Origin of the sequence: Luteolibacter luteus (assembly GCF_012913485.1) — a bacterium.
Classification (GTDB): domain Bacteria; phylum Verrucomicrobiota; class Verrucomicrobiia; order Verrucomicrobiales; family Akkermansiaceae; genus Haloferula; species Haloferula lutea.
The window spans coordinates 1,446,583-1,465,745 of sequence record NZ_CP051774.1 but is presented as its reverse complement, the minus strand read 5'-3'; the positions used below and the strand labels follow the sequence as shown (position 1 = coordinate 1,465,745).

The window sequence follows — 19,163 nt, the reverse complement described above, 5'->3', positions numbered from 1 at the left end:
ATCCGCCGTTTTGAGCGTGAAATTCGTGGGATTGCCCTGTCGAAGCTTTCATTTCGTGACGGAGGAGGCAATCTCCCGCCCGACATGAAGCTTTTCGGCACCGACGGCATCCGCGGCAAAGCGAACGAATTTCCCATCACCCCTGAAGTCGCCCTCCGGGCAGGCAAGGCCGTGGCCCAGGTGCTCCGCTCCTCCGGTCACAACCGCAACCGCGTGGTCATCGGAAAGGACACCCGCATTTCCGGCTACATGCTGGAAACGGCCCTTACCTCCGGTCTCGTTTCGATGGGCATGGACGTCCTCCTGCCCGGCCCCCTGCCGACCCCGGCCATCGCCCACCTTACGAAGTCCATGGGCTGTGCCGCGGGCATCATGCTCACTGCCTCCCACAATCCCTACGAGGACAATGGCCTGAAGATCTTTGGTCCCGATGGCTACAAGCTTTCCGACGCGTTGGAGGAAATCATTGAGCGCCACATCTTAGGTGACGAACCCGAGCCGCGCGCCATGTCGCCCGAGAAAATCGGCAAGGCCTACCGCATCGATGACGCCCGCGGCCGCTACATCGAGTTCGCCAAGCACACCGCTGACAACGTTTCCCTGCATGGCCTGAAGATCGTCGTCGATTGCGGTCATGGCGCCGCCTACTTCATCGCCCCGCTCATCTTCAAGGAGCTCGGCGCGGAGGTGATCAAATACGGCTGCGAGCCGGACGGGATCAACATCAACGACAGGTGCGGAGCCCTCTATCCGGAGACCGCCGGTGAACTCGTCCGCCAACACGGTGCCGATCTCGGCATTTCGTTCGATGGCGATGCGGACCGCGTGATCTTCACCGACGCCACCGGCACCGCGATTTCCGGCGACCGCATCCTCGCCCTCGCTGCTCTTTCACTTCACGAGCAAGGACGCCTCCGCGGTAGCACCATGGCTTGCACCGTGATGAGCAATCTCGGCCTCCATGAAGCGATGCGCCGCGCCGGCATCAATGTCCTCACTACCCCGGTCGGCGACCGCAACGTGATCGAGGCCCTCCGCGACAAGGGTGGCTCCTTCGGCGGTGAAAACTCCGGCCACCTCATCTTCGCCGACCACGCCACCACTGGCGATGGCATCCTCAGCGCGCTCCAGGTGCTGCGTGTCATGAAGGAGAAGAAGGCCACCCTCGCCGAGCTCGCCGCCTGCATGCGCGAGTTCCCGCAGGAACTCGTCAATCTCAAGGTCGCCTCCAAGCCGCCACTCGCCACCCTGCCCGGCATCCAGAAGCTCATGAAGGAAGCCGATGCCGCCTTCGGCGATGCCGGCCGCCACCTGATCCGCTACTCGGGAACGGAGAACAAGATCCGCATCCTCGTCGAGCACCGTGATGCCGATGCCGTGGATGAGTGGATCGGCAAGTTCACCGAGGCGGTGAAGGAGGATATCGGGGTTCCGGCGTGATGAAGCTCGGTTTAGATTTCCGGACGCCGAACTAACCATCCAATCGAGAAGCAATGGCCTGTCTAGGAGTTCACTTCGCAATTACTGATGAGGACCTAGTTGCTCTGCGGCAAGCGGGTTCTGATGAAGCGTTGATGGAGGTGATCGAAGGCATCGAAGAGCGATGGGAGGAGGGTGAGAATCTTGTGTGCGAAACGGACAAGGCCTGGGATGCAATCCATCGCTGCCTCACAGATGGCACGCTGTCGTTCGAAAGCGGAACAGAGCCACTCAACCTGTGTATTTTGGGAGGTGAGCAGCTCTATGAAGGAGAGGACTACATTGTCGCGCTTATAAACCATTCGCAGTTGAGACAGCTTGCGGATGCTCTGGTCGCGATCACGCCTGAGTTCCTTGGGGCGCGTTACTCGCAGCTCCCGGAAGACTATTCCAGGCCCAAGAGCCAAGAAGATTGCCAATACACTTGGGATTGGTTCTCAAGTCTTCCCGCATTCTTTGACGGCGCTGCGAAGTCAGGTCGGCATGTGATCTTTACGGTCGACCAGTGAGATATCGTTCTTCGAGTTTTTAGCCATGCCTCTCTTCACCACCCGCGCCATCGAAGCCTTCCCGATCGGGAACATTTTGCTCCGCGAACATCACGCGGCGTTTACCATCGAGGACCTGCGCACCCATCCACACGCATGGCTGACCGGGGAAGACGTCGCCCTGCTCAAAGCCGACGGCCCCACCTCGCTCGTGGACGAGCGCCGCACCCCGCTCGCATGGTTCGGCGAGGTGCCGGATGCCGACAAGGCCATCGTGGCAAACAAGTCCTTCCTCATCGTCCATCCCTGGGACCTGCTGCGAGCGAATGAACTGCTCGTCGGCGAACTTTCGGAATCGAAAGTCGAAGGCGACATCCATCCCAACGCCGTCATCGAAGGCTTCATCCACCTCGGTCCCGGCTCGCGCATCCTTCCCGGTGTCTTCATCGAGGGCAATGTGATCATCGGCGCGAACTGCAAGATCGGCCCGAATTGCTACATCCGCGGATCCACTTCCATCGGCGACAAGTGCCATGTCGGCAATGCCGTGGAGATCAAGAACTCGATCCTCCTTTCGAACACCAACGTCGGCCACCTCAGCTACGTCGGTGATTCCATACTCGGTGAAAAGGTGAACTTCGGCGCAGGCACCGTCACCTCGAACCTCCGCCACGATGGCAAGAACCACCGCACCGATGTCGATGGCGTTCTCGTCGACACCGGCCGCCGCAAGTTCGGCTGCATCGTCGGCGATGGTGTCCACACCGGTATCAATACTTCCATCTACCCTGGCCGGAAACTCTGGCCGAACACCAGCACCCGCCCCGGAGAAATCGTCCAACGCGACCGCGTGACCAATGAGTAATCGTCCGCATCCATCCCCGCGAGTTATCCCCGCCTGCTAAAATCTACCATCTTCAATCTACCATCCACCATCTCACCCCATGTGCGGCATCGTCGGATACATTGGTAAAGCCTCCGCTCCCACCGTCCTCATCAACGGCCTACGCCGTCTCGAATATCGCGGCTATGACTCCGCGGGCCTCGCGATTCTCGAAGATGGTTCCGTGGTCGTGAGCAAGGCTCCGGGCAAGGTCTCCTCGCTCAATGACAAGGCCCGCGCCGACTGGCCGGCCGAGCGCTTCTCGAAAGCTTCTACCGGCATCGCCCACACCCGCTGGGCGACCCACGGCCCGCCGACCGAGGTCAATGCTCACCCTCATCTCGACCAGTCCGGCGACATCGCGCTGGTTCACAATGGCATCATCGAGAACTACCGCTCCCTGCGAACGCGCCTCGAAGGAAAAGGCCACACCTTCTATTCGGAGACCGATACCGAAGTCCTGGCCCACCTCATCGGAGAGCGCTATAAGGGCGATCTTTTCCAAGCTGTCTGCGATGCCCTGAGCCAAGTCGAAGGCACCTTCGGCATCGCGGTCCTTTCCGCCAAGGAACCGGGTAAGATCATCACCGCGCGCCGCGGCAGCCCGATCGTGATTGGCGTCGGGGAAGGGGAGACCATCGTCGCCTCGGATGCCTCTGCGATCATCGCCCACACCCGCCAGGTGATCTACCTTGAGGACAATGACATCGCCATCGTCACCGCGGACAACGTTGACATCCGTGATCTCAACCAAGTCCCTGTCACCCGTGAAGTGAATGAACTCGGCTACGATGCCGCCGCTGCGGAAAAGGGTGGTTTCGAGCACTTCATGCTGAAGGAAATCCACGAGCAGCCCGATTCGCTTCGCAATGCGATCCGTGGTCGCCTGGACTTCAATCTCGGCTCCTCCGTGCTTTCTGGCATGGGTACTTCCCCGCGTGATCTTGCGGAGCTTCACCGCGTCGTGTTCGTCGGTTGCGGGACCTCCCTCCACGCCGGTCTTGTCGGCGAATACGCAGTTGAGGACATGGCGGACATCCATTCGGAGGTCCAGCAGGCCGCTGAATTCCGCTACCGGAATCCCATCATCGGCAGCCGCGACCTCGTCGTCGCGATTTCCCAATCCGGCGAAACCGCGGACACCCTCGCCGCCGTCCGCGAAGCGAACCAAAAGGGTGCCTTCGTCATGGGTCTCTGCAACGTGGTCGGCTCGACCATCGCGCGGGAAACCGGCCGCGGCGTCTATCTCCACGCCGGACCGGAAATCTCCGTGGCCTCCACGAAGGCCTTTACTTGCCAGGTCGCTGTCATGCTCATGATGGCCTTGAAGCTGGGCCGCGGCCGCCGCTTTTCCCGCGAGGAAGGCATGAAGTTCGCCCGTGAGATCGAGGCCATCCCTGCGCTCGTCGAAAAGGTCATCGCCCAGAGCGATCGCATCGCCGCCATCGCCGCGCGCTATGCGCAGAACGAACACGCCTTCTTCATCGGCCGCGGACCCATGTATCCCGTCGCTCTCGAAGGCGCGCTCAAGCTCAAGGAAATCTCCTACATCCACGCGGAGGGCTATCACGCCGCTGAGCTCAAGCACGGCCCCATCGCCTTGCTTCAGGAAGGCACGCCTGTGGTTGCACTGGCCAATGATATCCCGGGCAAGGACAAGACCCTCGGCAATGTCGAGGAATGCCGCGCCCGCGGTGCCCGCATCCTCGGCATCATCACCGAGGGAGACCACGAAGCCGCGGAGTTCATGGACGACGTCATCGAAGTGCCTGCCTGCCACCCGCTGGTCAGCACCATCCCCACTGCCGTGGCTCTCCAGCTCCTAGCGTATCACATCGCCAACGAACGTGGCTGCGAAATCGACCAGCCTCGCAATCTCGCGAAGAGCGTGACGGTGGAGTAGCCATTGGCTTGGCGCGCTTCGGCGCCGCAACCGGAGTGGCGCTTCGAAAAGCGCCACTCCGTTGTCGAGCCGACCAAGCATCTTCAACGAAGATTGCCCGCCCTCTTCATTTCCCCTTCAGTGTCACCATGCCCCTGCGCTGCCACGCCATCGTCGATACCAAGCACCAGAAGGTGCAGATCTGGAAATCCGAGCGTCAGTGTGAGTTCCGTGTCGCGGGTGCCATCCATGCCTGGTGGCATGAGAAGCGATACCTCACCGGCCTGGCTTGGGATAATCTAGCCGCCGCGGCCCTCCTCCGCCCCGCTGGGCCACCGCGCTCCATCCTCATGCTCGGCCTCGCCGGCGGCACCGCCATGCGGATCCTGCACCACCTGCTCCCCGATAGTCGCCTGGTCGCCGTGGACATCGATCAGGAAATCGTCGCCCTCGCCGAACTGAATATGCGCTTGGATGACCTCGGCATCGAGATCCACTTCGCCGACGCCTACCAGTGGATTGCGAAATGCAAGGAGCGCTTCGACGTGGTGATCGACGACGTCTACCTCGCCGGCAGCGATGACGTTTTCCGCCCCGGTAAATCGGACTCCGGACAGATCAAGGCCCTCAAGCGCCTCCTCAAACCGGGCGGCCTGCTTCTGGCGAACTTGGTCAATGGATCCGGCCACCGGGCCATGCAGATCCGCACCCGTGCCGCCTTTCGTGAAGGATTTCCCGTGGTCCGCTCCGTGACCACCCCGGCCAGCCTCAATGAAACGCTGGTCGGCGGCGCCGAAGTCCTTCCCGGCGCTGCCCTGAAATCGTGGCGGGCGGCATTTCGCGAGGCGGGAGACCGGAAACTTTGGGATGCGATCAAGATCCGGCGTCTGAAATAAGGCCGGATTTCCCGCCTCGGGCCACTCCGGGTGCTCCGGAGAACCGGAAATTCCAGTATCCCGACGGCGAGTCGTCGCGTTGACAAGCCGCCGGACCCTGCGCAACCTCCGCGCCCATGGACACGTTGAAGATTCTGCTTGGCGCCACGATCGCGTTGCTGCTCGGGGCTCTGGCCGTCTCGTACAAGAATAATTCCGCTCCTGCCGATAACAGCGCGGGAACCACCGAGCTGACCGAGATGAAGCGTCAACTCGCTGAAATCCAGCTCGAGCAGGACCGTCTCCAGACGGAGCGGGAGCGCCGTTTGCTGAGGGAAGTGACCGAGAAGGCAGCCCCGGCCCCGGCTCCGGAGCCCGCAGCCGATCCTTCCCAGCTTGAAGCAATGCGCGCCGAAATCGCCCAACTCCAAGCGGAGAAGGACAAGGCTGAGCGGAATGCCGCTACTTCGGACAAGGAAGCAGCCTTCGTTACCGGAAAGGTCACCGAAAGCCGCGATAAGGAGGCCCGCCGCGCCCGCGTGATCAAGGATGCCCTCGTCATGGCCCGCGTCCGTGAGTGGATCCAGGACGACAATCTCGGCGGCTTTGCCACGATCGATATCGTGATGCCCGAAAACGTGACCCCGGATACAGTGCTCTGCGTTCGCCGGAATACCGGGATCTTGGGACGCTTGAAGGTGGGCGAGGTGACCATCGAAGGTGGCATCGCGAATCCCGTCGGCGGATTCGGTGACAGCCCTCCGGAGCCGGGCGACGAGCTCATCATGGAGCCTCCTTTCTGATCACGGCCTGATTTTCCATTTCGCTAACAAGACTGGATGCGGACCCCGCTCCAGTCTTCTGTCTTTCGACCCCAAGCCGGTTCGTCCCTCACCCCAACGCCTGAAGCCTCCTCATCGCTCCAGTCTTCCGTCTTCTGTCTTCAAGTCTTTCGTCTTCTCATATGTCCACCACCGTCGGTCTTATTTCCCTTGGTTGCGCGAAGAACCTCATCGACTCCGAAGTCATGATGGGCCACCTCGCCGAAGCCGGAATGGCCCTCACCACCGAGGCCGAACTGGCGGACGTGCTGATCGTGAATACCTGCTCGTTTATCGATATGGCGAAGCAGGAGTCGATCGATGCCGTCTTCGGTGCCGTGAATGCCCGCACGGAGGATCCGGATCGTGCCCGTCAGAAGATTATCGTGGCCGGCTGCCTTTCCCAGCGCTTCGCAAAGGACCTGCCGGGCATCATGCCGGAAGTGGACGCCTTCATCGGCCTCGACCAGATCACGAAGGTCGCTCCGATCATTGAGAATCTGCTCGGAAAGAAGAATGCCGAGGAGGTCGCCAAGACCGAAGGTCCCGCTGCCACGGATGATCCGCGCGATTACGTGACGCTGAAGCCGAAGTACGTGCCGGACTATACCACCCCGCGCTTCCGCCTCACGCCGGAACATTTCGCTTACGTGAAGATCGCCGAAGGCTGCAATCACACCTGTACCTTCTGCATCATCCCGAAGATCCGCGGCATGCACCGCTCCCGCACTCAGGAGTCCGTGGTGAAGGAAGTGGAAGCGCTGGTGAAGTCCGGCGTGAAGGAGATCAACCTCATCTCACAGGACACCACCTATTTCGGCATGGACCAGTGGGAAGGCGAGCGGCCGAAGCCAAACTCCCCGGTGAATTCCTCCCGCGGCGAGTCCCTCTCCACCCTGCTCCGCGAGATCAACAAGATCGAAGGCGACTTCTGGGTGCGTCTGCTCTATACCCACCCGGCTCACTGGTCGGACGAGCTCATCCAGACCATCGCCGAGTGCGACAAGGTGGCGAAGTACGTCGACATCCCGCTCCAGCACATTTCCGACCGCATGCTCACCGCCATGAAGCGTGTGACCAGCGGCGACTACATCCGTGACCTGCTGCGCCGCATGCGTGCCGGCATTCCGGGCCTCGGCATTCGTACGACCTTCATCGTAGGTTTCCCCGGCGAGACCGAGGAGGATTTCGAGGAACTCCTCGAGTTCATCCGTGAGTTCCGCTTCGAGCGCGCGGGCGTCTTCCAATATTCGAAGGAAGAGGGGACCCGGGCTTACAAGATGGATGGCCAGCTCCACCACATGACCCGCAAGAGCCGCTGGAGCCGCGCCATGGCTGAGCTCCAGAAGGTCGCCGGTGAGGTAAATCAGGAGCAGGTCGGCAAGAAGGTCCGCGTCTTGGTCGAGGAATCCGGCGTCGGTCGCACCGAATGGGATGCGCCCGAGATCGACGGTTCCGTTCACGTCGACAAGGGCATCCCCGTCGGCGAGTTCGCCGATGTTACCATCTCCGACTGGCGCGGCTACGACCTCGTCGCTGCGCGCTAAGTTGTGAGCCGGGAGGCTCGCTCAGGTAGGGACGAGCGCCCTCGCTCGTCCGCGTACGGTCCCTTCATGTCTGGCCTGCAAGGAGGCAGCGGGGACCACTGACAAAGGTTTCGGGAAAGCGACCGTTCTGGCAGATTCTTGCCATGTCGGTCGGATTTCTCTCTTTTTCTCTCCTTCGGATTCGCCAGATTTTCCCGAACCGCCTGTAAATTTCACTGATATAACAGGCGGAACAGGCGGCCGGAAACGGCGGGTTTCTCTAGTCCTCGTCCGTCGGGATTCCTCAGGAATCATCCGGAGAACCAACTGCCTCGGAAGACCCTCGGCCAAGTTGATTCAATCCGGACTCCTTCGTCTTGGCCTTGGTTACTCCGGCAGTTCATTCGCGGTGTAGAACGCCAGTCGATGCTGCAGCGGTGACTTGTCGTCACCCGAGTTCACATCCTTCGGCAGCTCCAGCTTGTAGATCTTCCCTGGGGAGAAGTCCTCCAGTTCCACCTCCACGCTGCGCTTGTCCGTTACCTTGAAGTCCTTCACCTCGTGCTTGCGCTCATTCTCCTGGTCGCTGCCGTAAGTCCACTTCGGTTGCACGGTGAAGGACGAAAAGTCCCAGGCTTTCTCCTCCTTCAGCTTGTCCGGAAGATCCTTGGTAAAGCTCACCTTGAAGCCCTTCTTCGTGATCTTGAAGCTCTCGATGTCGAAGGGCGTGCCACCCTTCCAGGTGATCCGCTGCAGGCCTTCGGCAGGAGTGCCCCAGCCGCGGACAGTCTGGCCCACATACATCTGCTTCCCGTTCGGGGAGAAACGGATGCGATGGTTGCCCGAGCGCAGCCCGTGGTTCTCGATGAATTGGGTCACGGCTCCTTGGAACTTGCCGTTCACCTTCTCCAGCATCACCCGGGAAATGCGCTCGCCGTTGTTATCCGGCACCAGCAGTTGCCCGGCGAAGGGACCGAAGGAGCCGTTGCGGGGAAGTTCGTAGGGCTCACCGGCAGAGCGGTTGATCTCTTTGTTCGGGAGTTCCACCGCGGCCTTGGTGCGGTGCTTGTTGTAGGCATCCAGATCCTTCCGGTAAGTGGCCAGCGGGTCCTTGCCGGCCCAGGCCGGATCCCACACCAGGCTTGCGGGGTGACCATAGAAGTTGCCCTGCTCCACATGATACAGGGGCGTGATGGCCTTCCAGTCTCCCTGGTTGTCGCCCGCCCAAAGATTGCCATCGGGATCCTGATAGATGCCGTTTGCCATGCGGAAGCCGCTGGCCACCGGTGTCACCTTGCCCTTGTCGTCGGTGTGGAGGATCCAGCCCTTCCACTTCACCGAGGAATAGTTCCGCCCACGGCGCCCTTCAGGGGAAAACTCACCCAGCACATGCTCGAAGGTGGGACCCGCGTGCGAGGCTGTGCCGACCGAGATATAGTAGCCGCCCTTCCCGTCCTTCGCGAGGGTGTTCGTTTCGTGGTAGTTGCCGCTGAGCCCCCAGCCGGAGGCGAAGCGGGTGAATCGGTCTGCCTTGCCATCACCATCGGTGTCTTCCACCTCGGTCATGTCCGCCATCTGGGTAATGCGGATTTTGGAGGGCGTCACCACATCGATGCCGCAACCATTGTGGAAGCCGCTGGCAAAGAGCTCCCACTGGAAGTCATCCGGATTCGCGGAAGGCTTCGCGCGGATCACGTCCCCGCGACGAAGCACGACGTAGATTGTGCCATCCGCCGCGAAATCGAGGCCGCCGACTTCCGGCGGCACGCCCTCGGGCAGCTTGATGTCCTCGATCTGGTAGCAGTCCTTGAACTCGTCGGCGGGGCTGGTCGCCGTGGCGAGAAGCAGTGCCGAAAGACTAACCGCGAATGGGCGTGATGAGACGCGAATCTTGGAGAGCTGCATGGGGATCATTCGGGTTTGGAAAGGGACTGGATGAAGAGGACCAGGGAATCGTATTCGACATCCGGGATGCCAAAGGGAGGCATGTAGTTGGGCGGATATCCCTTCGCGATCTTCGCATTCGGGTTCTTGATCGACTCCAGCAGGTATTCCCGGTCGGCCAGCACCTTTTGGTCGCTGCCTTCGAGCTCGACCATGGTGTCGGCCAAGCCGCCGAGCGATGGGCCGTGACCCTTCGATCCATCGGTCGAGTGACAGGCGATGCAGCCGTAGTTGTTGTAGAGCGTTTCGCCTGCCTCCTTGTTAGCCTTCCGCAGGTCGATCTTCACTTGATAGCCCTGATAGCTGCCGAGGGTCTTGCCGGTGTAGGTGAAAGCCAGCTTGCCATCTTTTCCTTCCACGGAAAAGTCGCCCTCTTTCCAAGCCAGCGGGGCGGGAGGCGTGCAGCTCACTTCGGCCTCGAAGGATTGCTCCTTGGCCGACGGCTTCAACAGCACCGTTACGAGGTGGTCTCCCGCCTTGTATTCGAAGCGGGGGGCTCCCTTGATCAGCGAATAGCCGACATACTGCGGGCCGCCCGGAAACTCGTCGACGCTCTTGCCATTGATCTGCACCGGATTCTTGCCGGAGGTCTTGTGGAAGAGATTGCCTACCAGCTTCGGCACGTAGTCGAAGGACACGCGCGATCCGCGCTTCTGGTCACCCCAGTAGGGGGTGAAATCGAGGAATCCTCCCTGCCACGCATAGAAGAGCCGGCTCTCCGTGGTGTCGAAAACGTAGGCCAGAGAGGGCCCGAAGCTTACCGCCAGTCCCGCCGCCACGCCCGGGATCGGCTTTTCTTCTCCCGGAACGTCTTCGCCCTTGCCCGGATTGTATTTCGGGGCCGGTGCGCTCTTGTAGTGGTGAGAGAAAACTGCAGGGTCCAGTCCCGGATCCGGCAGATAAGTGCTCATCACCAGCGGCTCTTCCGAGCTGCCAAGCGGGCGATTCTCGTAGGTGAGCAGGGGATTCGCGAGCAGTGGCGAAAGCCCGAGGCAGTAGAAGAGCAGCGTTTTTCTCATGAATGCTTCCTATGAGGACGTCGCACGTTTGCAAATCCTGTCGTGGTTCGCACCTACCCATTTGGGGCAGGAAGCCGGGCGGGGGCGAACTTCCCCCTTGGCCCGCGGCAGAAGATGGAGAAAGTGAGGCAGCGATGCGCGGCTCCGGCGAGCGTTGGAAATTGGATGAACTGATCGACTTCGAGGTCGCCTTGGCGAACTGGGACGGATCGTCGCGCCCGGAGGAATTGCCATCGAGCGATTCCCGCAGCGTGGTCTTCAAGGCTTGGAAAAAGCATCAAGCGCCGGGAGGTCCCGGGAAATCCTGGGTTTCGGCACTCGGCTGGGCCGGACGCTTGATGGCCTTCGTGGCGATTCTCGCCGGTTTCGGGGCTGCTTGGGGCTGTTTCGACCGCCATCGGGAAGGGGTTCACGTGGTCGTGTTCCTGACCGTCACCTTGTTCATCCCTTGGTTGATCCTCATCGGCGGCATGCTCGCCCTGATTTTTCGTCCCGCGGGGGCCGGTGTGGCCGGCGCAGCCCTCAAAAAACTCGCAAACCGCTTCTCCGGGGAAAAGGGCCGCGAGGCCATGGCCCGGATCGAGGGAAATCCCGAGCTCACCAAGGCGCTCGGCTGGTCGGTCGTCCGCAAGGTGCAGATTGCTGCGGCGGATTACCATTTCGGGGCCATGCTCGCGCTCTGCGTGATGTTCTTTTTCTATAAGGTGGGCTTCTTCTGGGAGACGACCACCCAGACAGCCATGCAGAGCTTGTTAGAGCGCTCGGTGAAGCTGCTCGCCCTGCCTTGGATGTGGATGGGACCGGAGGCCCTACCGGACGTGGCAGGAACCCGTCGTGGTGCGAATTGGGAGGGTGGGGGAGCCAGTTGGATGCTTTTCCTCGTCCTCGCTCTCGGCGCTTGGGGAATGATTCCCCGCTGGCTGATCGGGAACCTGGCGGCCTTCAAGGAGTGGAACGCCCTCCGCAGTCCCGACTTCCAATCGCCGCTCCATCGCAAGCTTTGGCGTGTGCTGACCGGCGTGAAGCGCGGCAGCGATCCGAAGGGTCCGACCGACGGCGCGCTGGTAATCGATCTTGGCGGCATCTCGCCGGATCGTGAAATCCTGCGTCCCTTTTTCTTGCGCCACCTCCGCCTCAACCCTGTCGCTTGGGAAACCCTCGATGTGCTCGATGCCGGTCGCGAGGCCTCTGCAAACGCGGCGCTGTCGAAGGCCAATGCCGGGGTTATCCTGGTGGCGGAAGGCTGGGCGCTCGCCCCGCGCCGCATGGAGGAGACCTTGAAGCGCGTGACCGATGCCCGGGGTGGCCGCCGCGTGGTCATCCATGTGGCAGACTTCGACAAGGAGGGTCGCCCTCACGAAGTGAAGCCGGACGAACGAGCCGCATGGGAAGCTTTCCTCGATAGCCAGAAGGGCCTTGAGGTCGAACTCAGCATGCACGAGGAGGATCGCACATGGGCACCTGGTTGAGCGAAGAGATTCCCGCCTTCGCGGTTGTCGGCCGGGTAAATGCTGGCAAGAGCGCCACCTTGGCGACCTTGTTGGAAATTGACGACGATGAGCTGTTGCGCATCAGCGCCACGCCCGGGGAAACCACCGACGTCCTGCCCCTGCCGGTACGCTACGATGGCGAGGAGTTGTTGAGGTTTCTCGACACCCCCGGTTTCCAACAACCCGTGGAGGCGATGCGCGAGATCCAGAAGCTCGCGGGCAATGGAGTGCCCGGCCCGGCGGAGATCGCGCGCTTTACCAAGGAGTGCCGCCAACGCTTTCCAGACGAGGCCCGCTTGTTGGAGCCGCTCGTGGAAGGTGCGGGGGTCATCTACGTGGTTGATCCCTGCAAGCCGCTGCGGGATACCTTTCTGGCTGAGATCGAAATCCTGCGCTGGACCGGACGCCCGCGGCTCGCACTCCTGAACCCTCAGGCCGAGCCCTCCCCGGAGTTGGAGCGCGAATGGCGCGAGCGCCTTGGCACCTCGTTCAATCTGGTCCGGACTTTCCATGCTCATGACGCGCGCTTCGATGAACGGAAGCGCTTGCTCGAAGTGCTGCTGCAAATCGAAGAACATCACGCCTCTCACATTCGTCGCGTGATCGAGGCGATGGACAACGAGATGCATGACCGCCGCGAGGAAGCGGCGGAAGCGATCCTCGATTTCCTCGAAAAATCCCTGACGCTTCGGGTGAGCGAACCGATCGATGTGCGCGACCGCAGTGTGCCTTCCCGGTCGGAGAAGAAGAAAGCGGAGCTGGAGGAGCGCTATTTCAAGAAGCTCGGCGATCTGGAGCTAACCTGCTTGAAGAAGCTTCTGAAGATCTATCGCCACAATCTGATCAAGTTGGATGTGGATCCGGAACGCCATGCCGGCCTTGATCTCGCAACCGCTGAAACTTGGCAAAAGTGGGGACTCAGCCGTTGGCAGCTTGCTGCCGCAGGTGCAGTCGCCGGGGGTGCCGCGGGTGCCGTGTTCGATCTCGGTGTCGGCGTTCACAGCCTGGGGGCCGGTACGGTCATCGGTGCGCTTGGTGGTGGGACGATGGCTTTCTTCAAGGGTGGCGCCTTGCCCGAACTCAGGGTGATTGGCGGTGGACTCGGTAAGCTCCGTGGCGACGGGCAGGCGATGGTTGTAGGCCCGCCAGAGAGCCTGAACTTCTCATGGATCTTGTTAGACTCGATGCTCGTCCGTCATCGCGGCATTCTGGCAAGGGCGCATGGCAAACGCGACACTGCGGCCTTGGAAGTGTCCGAGCAGGATAGCTTGGTGCGGAACTTTCCTTCCGATCGGCGATCCCTGCTTCAAAAGTGGTTCGCAAGTTGCCTCAAGGGTTCGCCGGATCGCGGCAAGGAGCCGGAGGTATTTGCGGAGCTCGTGAAATCGCTCGAAGAAGCGGAAGAGAAGTAGTCCTACTTCTGTAGCGGCATCACATCCACCGACACCTTCAGGTGATGGCTCGCACCACCAACAGTTACACCCCTCAACGGTGAGACATCCCGGTAGTCTCTTCCGGTTGCCACCGTGATGTGCCTCTCGGCTGGACGCAGGTTATTCGTCGGATCGAAATCAATCCATCCCTGTCCGGGCACGAAGACCGAAACCCAGGCGTGCGAGGCATCCGCACCCACCATCTTTGCCTTGCCCGGCGGTGGCAGCGTCTCCAGGTAACCCGAAACATACCGCGCGGGTAGACCGATGGATCTTAGCGAAGCGATCATCAGTTGCGCGAAGTCCTGACAGACGCCGCGGCGGTTCTCCAGAACCTCAAGCACTGGCGTGGCAATTGTGCTGAAATCCGGATCGAACTTGAAGTCCTTGAAGATCCTCGAATTGAACGCCGACACCGCTTCGATGATGCAACGTCCGGGTGTGAAGTCGGGCATCGCGAAAGCTGCAAGCTCCGGCAGCGTGGGAATCAATGGCGAGGAAAGAGTGAAAGCCCTCGCCTCCAGAGAGGCGGGATCTTTCGAGGCTAGCAAGCGATCCCGCGCTTGTTCCCACGGGCCGCCCGCTTCGAGCGAGAGTTGGCCGTTTGCGATCACCTCCACCTCGCTCTCCGCCGTGATAATCAGTTCCGGATGCGGGCGCTGGATCGAGAAGTAGTCGATGTGGTTTCCGAAAGAGTCTACACGGCTGCGGTGAAATTCAGGCTCCGGTTCGATCCTCAACTTCCACGAAAGGCAGCGCTGCCCCGGCAGGTCGAGCGGCTTCAATCGTGCCTCATTGTGACAGAGGTTCGCCGGCACATCGTAGCGATAGAGCGTGCGGTGGCGGATGCGGTATTGCATGGTAGCGGTGGGCTCTAGCCTCGAAGGAAATGTGGCCGGTCGGCGTGGCGGAAATAGGTCAGGGTCAGCGCCGTTGAGAGTTGGTAGAGCGCGCTGCCCATCTGATCGACGAAGGCTTCCAGTTTTCTGCGCCGGTTGCCGGTGGCTTGGACAAGCTGCGAGATATCGGCGAGTCGCAAGCGGCTGGTGGTGTCCACGAGCAAGCGCTGCTCCGGAGTAAGTCGCGCGCCTTGTTCTTGGCGTGGCAGACCCTCGATGTTCCCGGCGAGGCGCTGGATCTGATAGAGCAGCGAACGTGCGTTGTTCGGCTCAAGCAGAAGAAGCTCCAGCACCAGCTCGAGCCGCGGGTGCGTCCGGTAGCGTTTGCGATAGGTCACAAGGCTGTCCGACGCCGCAAGCACGGTTTCCATCACCAACTGCTCCTCCGCGGGCGGACGGCTCTCCACGAGGAAGTTTCGGATTACTGAAAGCAAAAACTGCGCCCGCTCGATACGACGGCCGGAGTCGAGCAAGCGCCAGCCCGCATCGCGGGTCATGCTTTCCAGATTCAGCCCGAGCAATGCGGTGAGATGGAGGATCAGACGGTTGAGAGGATCGGTGTAATCATCCAGCTCCTTGCCCGGGAGTTGGTTGTCTTCCACCCATTCACGGATCACCGCTTCGATCACGCGCCATGAGTCAGGAGACCAGAGATCGCGCACGGCGTAGGCGGAATTCCGGAAGTAGCGCAGGATTCCTGTAAGCGATCCGGGCCGCTTGAGCTCCGTGAGCAGGGAGATGACTTCATCCTCGTCACTCACGGCGGCAAAGGCTTCTTCCGGATGAATCGGTGCGGCGTTTGTTACACCAAGCAGTCCACCCATCAGGATCTCACGGTGGCGGCGAAGCTGGTCGTCATCATCCCCGATAGCCTCCACCCAGCTCATTACGGCCCGGCGCAGGAGGCGGGCCGTTCCTTCAGCGCGCTCGGCATAGCGGCCGGTCCAGTACAGGTTCTCGCCGGAGCGGCTTGGGACGTTGCGGGCATCGGGCTCCGCCTGAAGTTGTTCGGTTTCGCTCCACAGGCTGACGAAAGGCTCGGTGTCGGCACCTTGCACCCAAGTGTCTTTGGAGGTGCCACCAAGCTGGCTGGAAACCACCAATGCATCCTGGCTTGCTGCAATGCGTGTGAGTCCACCCGGCATCACGATGTAGCGGCCGTCCGTGGTCGAGGTGGCGAAACCACGTAGCACCCCACGCCGTGCTTCGATGCTGCTGCCATTCAGGCAGGGCTGGGTCGAGAAACCCACTTGCTCTTGGCCGACATAGCATTCCGGATTGGCCAGGATGCGATCGCGCAAGCTCGCGCGCTCCGATTCGCTCAGGTTGCCGCCGAAGACCGTTCCGAAAGTCGGTGCCCGGTGAATCGATTTCACCACCATCTTGTCGAGACGCGAGAGCACGGTCTCGCGTGCCTGCTTTTCCCCGCACCACCAGGTGGCGGCCGCCGGAAGGATCAATTCTTCGCCGCGCAGATGCCGAGAGATTCCGGGAAGGAAGGCCATCAGGCCCGGGTTCTCCAGAACGCCGCTGCCGGGGTGATTCACGACCGCGACATTTCCTGCACGCATCGCTTCGAGTAAACCGGGCACCCCAAGCTGAGAATCCTCTTTCAACTCGAGTGGATCGCTGAACCAAGCATCAACTCGGCGCACGATCACATCCACCGGTTCCAGACCGCCGAGCGAGCGCAGCCACACGCTGCCATCGCGCACTGTCAGGTCATCGCCCTGTACCAGCGCATAGCCGAGGTAGGAGGCGAGGAAGGCGTGTTCGAAATAGGTCTCATTCTGTGGACCCGGGGTGAGGATCACCACACGTGGCTCGCGCGCCCCGGCGTGGGCGGGGAAGGATTCTAGCATCTCCCGCAGGCTGCGGAAGAAACCCGCGAGGCGTCGCACTCCGGTGCGATGGAAAAGCTTCGGCATAGCCCGCGTCATCACGCCCCGATTTTCCACCACGTAGCCGAAGCCAGAAGGGGCTTGGGTGCGGTCGTTGACGATCCACATCCGGCCATCCGGTCCTCGGGCAAGGTCGGCGGCGTAGAGAATCAGCTGGCGCTTCGAGGGCAGACGCATCTCGTGGCAGGGGCGCAGGTAACCGCGGTGCGCATGGATGAGTTCCGGTGGCAACCAGCCACCGGTGATCAGCTTCTGCTCGCCATGCAGGTCGGTGAGGATGTGGTCCAACAGCTCCGCCCGTTGGATCAGGCCGGCTTCGATGGTCTTCCAGTCCTGCTCGGAAACGACCCAAGGCACGGCATCGAGCTGCCAAGCACGGTGCTCGCCATCGGGGGCACCGTGGACGCTGTAGGTCACGCCATTTTCCCGAAGGAGGCGGCGGACTTCATTGCTGGTGGCCATGGCCTGCTCCGGCGAGAGCCCGCCGAGCCAGGAGGAGATCTGTGACCACGACGGATTCACCGAGCCGTCGGCAGCGATCATTTCGTCCCAAGCACCGCGGCGGTAGCCGGGTGGCAGGGAGTTCCGAGGAGTGGCCGCGACGGACATCGCCTCCGGTATGCCGGGAATACCCCCGTTTGGCAATGGCGGGGGCGGCTGGGGACTCATGGTCCCCGGCCTCTATCAGATGGCGTGCCGGAGCTCCGGAAACTTACGTAATCTTCGCTTTTTAAGGCCGTGAGTGCGGCCCGGAAGCTTTGTTACGGAGCCTTGGGCCGCTTGCCTGCAGCCTCGAGATACTTGGCCAAGGGAGCGCGGTGGTCAGTTTGGATGATCGTGGCACCGTGGTCGAGGATCCATCCCCAGGAACCCTCGATGTCTCCGGCGAGAGCCTTCGCGTCCTCGTGCCCCGCATTGAGGCTGGCCCACAGGGAATTGATCCAGATCCGGGTCCCGTGGCGTTTTGCGGTGGCGAGGACCTCGGGAGAAAGCATCCCGGAGTTCTCGTCCTTGAAGACGATCTCGATCGCTTCCGGCTTCAGCGTGTCGAGAGTGGTGATTACTTCCGAGGCTGAGACGTTGGCCACCACGGGCATGTAGTCCAATTTCTCGGGGTAGCGCTTCAGGGCCTTCGTGACTGCGTCCGGAGACGTCGAACCTTTGAAGATGGCGTGATCCAAGGTGCCTGTCTCACGGAGCACCTTCATCGCGGCGTCCATTTTCTTGCGGTCCGTGACGGGTAGCTTGTCGAGGTTCACCATCGCCTTGCCCTTCACCAGTTCCATCGTCTCGCGGAACGTGGGAATTTGCTCTTTCGTGACCTTGCCATCGGGATCACGGAGATGGAGTTCCTTGATCTCGGTCAAGGTGAGCTCGGATACCGGGCCTTTTCCGGTGGTGGTGCGATCGAGCTTGGTGTCGTGCATCAGCACCAATTCGCCGTCCGAAGTCAGTGCAAGATCGATCTCCAGGATCTCGGCTCCGGCGCGGATGGATTCCTGAATTGCCGGGACGGAATTCTCCGGCAAGTGCTTGCCATCTTCCGAGAGGTAGCCCGCGCGATGGCAGGCGATGAGGACGCGCCCGCTTTCGGAATCGCGATAAGATTCCACGATCGAAGCAATGTCCGCGTAGGCTGTGTCTGCGATGAAGAAGGCGATAAGACCGGCTGAGACCGGGTGGCGTAGAGGGCGCATGGTGAAAGAGCTCAGGGCTTCTTGCTGTCGATGTATTCCTGGAACATCACCGGCACATCGCTGCAAATCGCGTTCACTCCCAAGCCGAGGCCCAAGAAGTAGTCATTGAGATCGTGGCCGGGCCAACCGGTGACGATGAAGCCCTGCTTCTGTGCTTCTTGCACGGAGAGGCGGGTCGTTCCTTCCATCTTGCAGGCGATCCGGTGCGAACCGATGCCTTTGGCTGCCTCCATCAACTCCTTGTCCAGCGGGCCGCCCTTGATGAGCATGATCTCTGCATCCGGGTTGATCTTCTTGATCGCCTTCAGCGGGCGTTGGTCGAAGGAGGTGAAGACCCATGTGGAATTCGCGGGCTTCCTTGCGGTGATCTGTTCGTAAACTTTCTTGGTGTAGTCCTCGATCTTGTCGTCCGGGTAGAGCGTCTTGTTGCTCGTCTTCATCTCGAACTCGACGTAGAGGCCGGGCTTGTCGGCCAGAAAATCAAGAAGAGTGGCTAGGAAGAGGAGTGGTTCGTTCTGCTTCTTGGAAGTGATACCCTTGGCTGCTTCGGAATCCAGATTCTCCACTGGTCCCTTGCCGTTGTGAGTGCGGTCCAGCGAGTCGTCGTGAAGAATCACCAGCTGGCCATCCTTGGTCATGCGGATGTCCGTCTCAAAGCCACGGATGCCCTTGTCGTAGCTGCTGCGGAATGCGAAGAGCGTGTTCTCCTCGAACTCGTAGGCGCCGCCGCGATGAGCGAAGTGGAAGGGTTTCTTCTCTTGGGCGAAAGAAGGCTGGGAAAGCAGGGCAGCGAGCAAGAGCACTGCGGAAAGACGGAGTTTCATGT

The 19,163-nt window shown here is 61.1% G+C and carries 15 protein-coding genes; 9 read left to right on the top strand and 6 right to left on the bottom strand.

Going from position 1 to position 19,163, the window contains the following annotated elements; translation table 11 throughout:
- The first annotated feature begins 84 nt into the window (after positions 1–84).
- The 7 genes from glmM to rimO all read left to right on the top strand — a co-directional run bounded on the left by glmM (position 85) and on the right by rimO (position 7,975).
- On the top strand, positions 85–1,440 hold the full coding sequence (glmM, locus tag HHL09_RS06020) for a phosphoglucosamine mutase (RefSeq protein WP_169453667.1): 1,356 nt from the start codon (positions 85–87) through the stop codon (positions 1,438–1,440).
- 53 nt (positions 1,441–1,493) lie between these two features.
- Positions 1,494–1,988 (top strand): YfbM family protein, encoded by a 495-nt coding sequence (locus HHL09_RS06015; RefSeq protein ID WP_169453666.1) that lies wholly within the window; start codon positions 1,494–1,496, stop codon positions 1,986–1,988.
- A gap of 25 nt (positions 1,989–2,013) precedes the next feature.
- Entirely contained in the window at positions 2,014–2,832 is an 819-nt protein-coding gene (locus tag HHL09_RS06010; protein WP_169453665.1) for a DapH/DapD/GlmU-related protein, read from the top strand.
- A 79-nt stretch (positions 2,833–2,911) separates the two neighbouring features.
- Entirely contained in the window at positions 2,912–4,753 is a 1,842-nt protein-coding gene (gene glmS / locus HHL09_RS06005) for a glutamine--fructose-6-phosphate transaminase (isomerizing) (protein ID WP_169453664.1), read from the top strand.
- 128 nt (positions 4,754–4,881) lie between these two features.
- Positions 4,882–5,628, top strand: a complete 747-nt coding sequence (locus HHL09_RS06000; protein ID WP_169453663.1) for a spermidine synthase — start codon at positions 4,882–4,884, stop codon at positions 5,626–5,628.
- A gap of 116 nt (positions 5,629–5,744) precedes the next feature.
- Entirely contained in the window at positions 5,745–6,410 is a 666-nt protein-coding gene (locus tag HHL09_RS05995; protein WP_169453662.1) for a hypothetical protein, read from the top strand.
- Between the two features lie 161 nt (positions 6,411–6,571).
- Positions 6,572–7,975 (top strand): 30S ribosomal protein S12 methylthiotransferase RimO, encoded by a 1,404-nt coding sequence (gene rimO / locus HHL09_RS05990; protein ID WP_169453661.1) that lies wholly within the window; start codon positions 6,572–6,574, stop codon positions 7,973–7,975.
- Positions 7,976–8,341: 366 nt separating this feature from the next.
- On the opposite strand, the gene HHL09_RS05985 is transcribed toward rimO, so the two are convergent.
- Both HHL09_RS05985 and HHL09_RS05980 read right to left on the bottom strand, forming a co-directional pair.
- Positions 8,342–9,859, bottom strand: a complete 1,518-nt coding sequence (locus HHL09_RS05985) for a PQQ-dependent sugar dehydrogenase family protein (RefSeq protein ID WP_169453660.1) — start codon at positions 9,857–9,859, stop codon at positions 8,342–8,344.
- Between the two features lie 5 nt (positions 9,860–9,864).
- Positions 9,865–10,917, bottom strand: coding sequence for a c-type cytochrome (locus HHL09_RS05980; RefSeq protein ID WP_169453659.1), 1,053 nt, complete (start codon positions 10,915–10,917; stop codon positions 9,865–9,867).
- Positions 10,918–11,051: 134 nt separating this feature from the next.
- On the opposite strand from HHL09_RS05980, the gene HHL09_RS05975 reads away from it, so the two are divergent.
- Positions 11,052–12,386, top strand: a complete 1,335-nt coding sequence (locus tag HHL09_RS05975; RefSeq protein ID WP_169453658.1) for a DUF2868 domain-containing protein — start codon at positions 11,052–11,054, stop codon at positions 12,384–12,386.
- Positions 12,371–13,819, top strand: a complete 1,449-nt coding sequence (locus HHL09_RS05970) for a GTPase/DUF3482 domain-containing protein (protein WP_169453657.1) — start codon at positions 12,371–12,373, stop codon at positions 13,817–13,819. Before HHL09_RS05975 ends, HHL09_RS05970 begins: the two co-directional genes overlap by 16 nt.
- Positions 13,820–13,821: 2 nt before the next feature.
- Here HHL09_RS05970 and HHL09_RS05965 read toward each other — a convergent pair whose 3' ends face one another.
- From HHL09_RS05965 to HHL09_RS05950, 4 genes are all read right to left on the bottom strand, one after another.
- On the bottom strand, positions 13,822–14,700 hold the full coding sequence (locus tag HHL09_RS05965) for a transglutaminase family protein (RefSeq protein WP_169453656.1): 879 nt from the start codon (positions 14,698–14,700) through the stop codon (positions 13,822–13,824).
- Positions 14,701–14,714: 14 nt separating this feature from the next.
- Positions 14,715–17,249 carry a circularly permuted type 2 ATP-grasp protein gene (locus HHL09_RS05960; protein WP_169453655.1) on the bottom strand — a complete coding sequence of 845 codons (2,535 nt, stop codon included), beginning with the start codon at positions 17,247–17,249 and terminating at the stop codon, positions 14,715–14,717.
- Positions 17,250–17,401: 152 nt separating this feature from the next.
- Positions 17,402–18,337 (bottom strand): glycerophosphodiester phosphodiesterase family protein, encoded by a 936-nt coding sequence (locus HHL09_RS05955; RefSeq protein WP_169453654.1) that lies wholly within the window; start codon positions 18,335–18,337, stop codon positions 17,402–17,404.
- An 11-nt stretch (positions 18,338–18,348) separates the two neighbouring features.
- Entirely contained in the window at positions 18,349–19,161 is an 813-nt protein-coding gene (locus HHL09_RS05950) for a glycerophosphodiester phosphodiesterase (protein ID WP_169453653.1), read from the bottom strand.
- Positions 19,162–19,163: the final 2 nt, after the last annotated feature.

What these genes read in the sequence shown, in the direction of transcription:
- glmM (WP_169453667.1), top strand. Translation starts at nt 85, where the DNA reads ATGAAGCTTTTCGGCACCGACGGCATCCGCGGCAAAGCGAACGAATTT.
- HHL09_RS06015 (WP_169453666.1), top strand. Translation starts at nt 1,494, where the DNA reads ATGGCCTGTCTAGGAGTTCACTTCGCAATTACTGATGAGGACCTAGTT.
- HHL09_RS06010 (WP_169453665.1), top strand. Translation starts at nt 2,014, where the DNA reads ATGCCTCTCTTCACCACCCGCGCCATCGAAGCCTTCCCGATCGGGAAC.
- glmS (WP_169453664.1), top strand. Translation starts at nt 2,912, where the DNA reads ATGTGCGGCATCGTCGGATACATTGGTAAAGCCTCCGCTCCCACCGTC.
- HHL09_RS06000 (WP_169453663.1), top strand. Translation starts at nt 4,882, where the DNA reads ATGCCCCTGCGCTGCCACGCCATCGTCGATACCAAGCACCAGAAGGTG.
- HHL09_RS05995 (WP_169453662.1), top strand. Translation starts at nt 5,745, where the DNA reads ATGGACACGTTGAAGATTCTGCTTGGCGCCACGATCGCGTTGCTGCTC.
- rimO (WP_169453661.1), top strand. Translation starts at nt 6,572, where the DNA reads ATGTCCACCACCGTCGGTCTTATTTCCCTTGGTTGCGCGAAGAACCTC.
- HHL09_RS05985 (WP_169453660.1), bottom strand. Translation starts at nt 9,859, where the DNA reads ATGCAGCTCTCCAAGATTCGCGTCTCATCACGCCCATTCGCGGTTAGT.
- HHL09_RS05980 (WP_169453659.1), bottom strand. Translation starts at nt 10,917, where the DNA reads ATGAGAAAAACGCTGCTCTTCTACTGCCTCGGGCTTTCGCCACTGCTC.
- HHL09_RS05975 (WP_169453658.1), top strand. Translation starts at nt 11,052, where the DNA reads ATGCGCGGCTCCGGCGAGCGTTGGAAATTGGATGAACTGATCGACTTC.
- HHL09_RS05970 (WP_169453657.1), top strand. Translation starts at nt 12,371, where the DNA reads ATGGGCACCTGGTTGAGCGAAGAGATTCCCGCCTTCGCGGTTGTCGGC.
- HHL09_RS05965 (WP_169453656.1), bottom strand. Translation starts at nt 14,700, where the DNA reads ATGCAATACCGCATCCGCCACCGCACGCTCTATCGCTACGATGTGCCG.
- HHL09_RS05960 (WP_169453655.1), bottom strand. Translation starts at nt 17,249, where the DNA reads ATGTCCGTCGCGGCCACTCCTCGGAACTCCCTGCCACCCGGCTACCGC.
- HHL09_RS05955 (WP_169453654.1), bottom strand. Translation starts at nt 18,337, where the DNA reads ATGCGCCCTCTACGCCACCCGGTCTCAGCCGGTCTTATCGCCTTCTTC.
- HHL09_RS05950 (WP_169453653.1), bottom strand. Translation starts at nt 19,161, where the DNA reads ATGAAACTCCGTCTTTCCGCAGTGCTCTTGCTCGCTGCCCTGCTTTCC.